This window comes from uncultured Thiodictyon sp., from assembly GCA_903837595.1.
Taxonomy (GTDB): Bacteria; Pseudomonadota; Gammaproteobacteria; order Chromatiales; family Chromatiaceae; genus Thiodictyon.
On record CAILVI010000523.1, the window covers coordinates 1 to 2,395 of the forward strand.

A 2,395-nucleotide genomic window follows, 5' to 3' on the forward strand; every position below is an offset into this window, starting at 1 on the left:
ATAGGTAACAGGCCATTTTTCCTTCGCCGCCGGTTCATAGAAGCGAGCGGAATGGCTGGCGACCAAGGCCGGTCTTCCTGACCGGCCCTCTCTGGACTCAATCTCCGACCAACACGGTCACGATCGCGCTCCAATCACCGTGGGGCTCGTCCTTATCCCACCAGCACAGGCGATAGTCGCGGCTTTCCGGGGTTTGGGGCACGGCGAGCGGGCGGTCATCGTAGACGCTGCCCCGCGTGAAATGGCCGTAGAGTTCCCACGCACCACCATTGATGCGGCTTTCGACGACGATGCCGTTGTGGCGGCGTTTGGTGCAATGGATATATACGCGCACGCCCTTGGCATCTCGCTCCAGCACGGCGGTGAACTCGGGCGGCGAATCGTCGACCGCCGCGGCGGTCGCCACGATGCCCAGTTCCCGGCCGATGCCATCGGTATAGGCGGGGTGCAGTTTCATCCGTTGCACCTGATTGTACAAGCGGTTCAGCACGCCGGGGACGAGGGGGGCGGGCGGAGCAGGGAAGGGCCTCGGGGTGGGCACCGGAACCGGATCGGTGCCCGTGCCGGTGGCGATGAGATCCTTGAAAGCGGTGTTGTCGAGGGTATCCTGGCGAACGATGGGGTACCATGTGTCCACCGCCCAGACAAGATTACCGAGGTCGCCCTTGGTAAAGGCGATCTCCTCGGGGCCGATGCCGAGTAGCGCGCCAAATTTAGTCAGATTCTCCAGATAGTGGAGAATCCAAGCGACACGCGCGGATGCTGTCTTGGGCAAATAGCTTTGCGAATACATAATAATTCCCCTAGATGTATTGCAGAGAGCGTCGGCATGGGACAAGCCCGTGCCATGAGCGGTTTTTACCACCGGAAAACCGCGTTGTCAAGAGCGGCATGCGCCCATCTTCGCGCCGCCTTTATCCGGATCGATTCGGGTAGCACCGCCTTGCCTGACTATGACCCCGTGAGATTCGGGTAGATACCCTGGGGCCGCTTCGTCGTAGCTGGAAACTTTGGCGGCTACTGGAAGAGTTGTCAGCCCTGCCACAAACTTTGGCGTACCTCCTGGGAAGGTTGTCAGGCTTGCTGGAAACTTTGGCGGACCTGCTGGGAAAGTTGTCAGGCTTGCTGAAGACTTTGGCAGACCTCCTAAGAATGTTGTCAGCGTTGCCGGAAACTTTGTTGGACCTCACCAGCCGGGCTTTCGTAGACCTGCCCGCCGACGCGTGATAGAATGCAATAAAAGCAGTGTGTTACGGCATCCGCGCCGGACGTTTCAGGCGCTGCAAGAACTCTTTTGTTGCACCTGCCAAGAAGATTATCGGCATTGCCGGGCCGCCGCGGCAGCCTTGCATGGGGCTGGGTGCGCGGCATGCGGGGATTGCAGCGCGCGACATGAAGAAAGAGGGCCGTGCCCTGACTCCCCGTGCACCATCTGCAAACCTGGGCATGCCCGCTCGACTGCGCGTAGAGGCGGATAAGCCGACCTCAATGGATAGGGCGGGCAGCGATAGAGCATCTGGCCCGACGTTGTCGCCGTACAGTTGATGTCCGGTGGTGGCGTCGGCACGCGTTCACAGATCCGATAGTCCGTCACATGCAGCGTCCGCGAACCCTGGGTGAACTGGTTGTGCAGGCTGCAATCGGCGAAGGTCTTGGTGATGTTCCCGAGGTTGTTGGCGAGCGCATCGGTCGGCTGCCATGTCGCCTGGCTGCTGATGTCCAGGTGGGGACGGTCGACCCCGTCGCGCAGTGCCCGGTAGGCGTCCCCTGCCGACGACTGGTTTTGGAGCAGGTCACGCTGGGCATTCTGACCGGCCGTGACGGTGGCGCCGTGATTGCCGAAGTAGGCGCCGAAGGCCGCGCTGTTGCCGGCGTTGCTGCCGGGAAACAGCGTCTGGATCGCGATGGGACCCCCGGCGTTCGCCGGGAACTGCACCGCACCGCCCGACGCGTTCGGGACCGTGGCGGTGGTTCGCGTCTGCGTGCCGATGGCCTCACCCGCCTGGGCGGCATCGCGAAAGGCATCGCCCCACACCAGCGCCCAGGGGGTCCAGCTGACCGAGAGGCTCACGACCGCCACGAGCAGGCGGCGACCCCAGACCCAACCGCCTGACCTATTCATAGATGGCACAGCAGTCACTCCAACGCCACAACAGATACAGCTGGTGCTCACCGGGCCCGGGGATCGTGCGTGACTCACCCCAGGTGAAGGTACTCTGGCCGATCACGTGGGCCTTTTGCGTCTCGGGGAGCGGGTAGAACATCGTGAGCTTGTAGGCGCTCTTCTTGACGAAGAAGTCGATCGGCGCCTTGCACACGGCATCATTGCCCATGGTCCGCCGCGCCATCCCCCGCCGGTGCAGCGCCGCCAGCGAGCGCGCCGCCGCGAGGCTGG

At 62.8% G+C, this 2,395-nt stretch carries 3 protein-coding genes; all 3 read right to left on the bottom strand.

All coding sequences use genetic code 11. The annotated features are described in order from the left end of the window. Positions 1-97: 97 nt before the first annotated feature. Positions 98-793 carry a hypothetical protein gene (locus QZY44_RS31855; protein WP_295457067.1) on the bottom strand — a complete coding sequence of 232 codons (696 nt, stop codon included), beginning with the start codon at positions 791-793 and terminating at the stop codon, positions 98-100. Positions 794-1,315: 522 nt separating this feature from the next. Then, positions 1,316-2,122 (bottom strand): hypothetical protein, encoded by an 807-nt coding sequence (locus QZY44_RS31860; RefSeq protein ID WP_295457070.1) that lies wholly within the window; start codon positions 2,120-2,122, stop codon positions 1,316-1,318. Continuing rightward, positions 2,115-2,395 (bottom strand): TraU family protein (locus QZY44_RS31865; protein ID WP_295457072.1); only part of this gene is annotated, 281 nt, incomplete at its 5' end. The genes QZY44_RS31860 and QZY44_RS31865, both read right to left, overlap by 8 nt.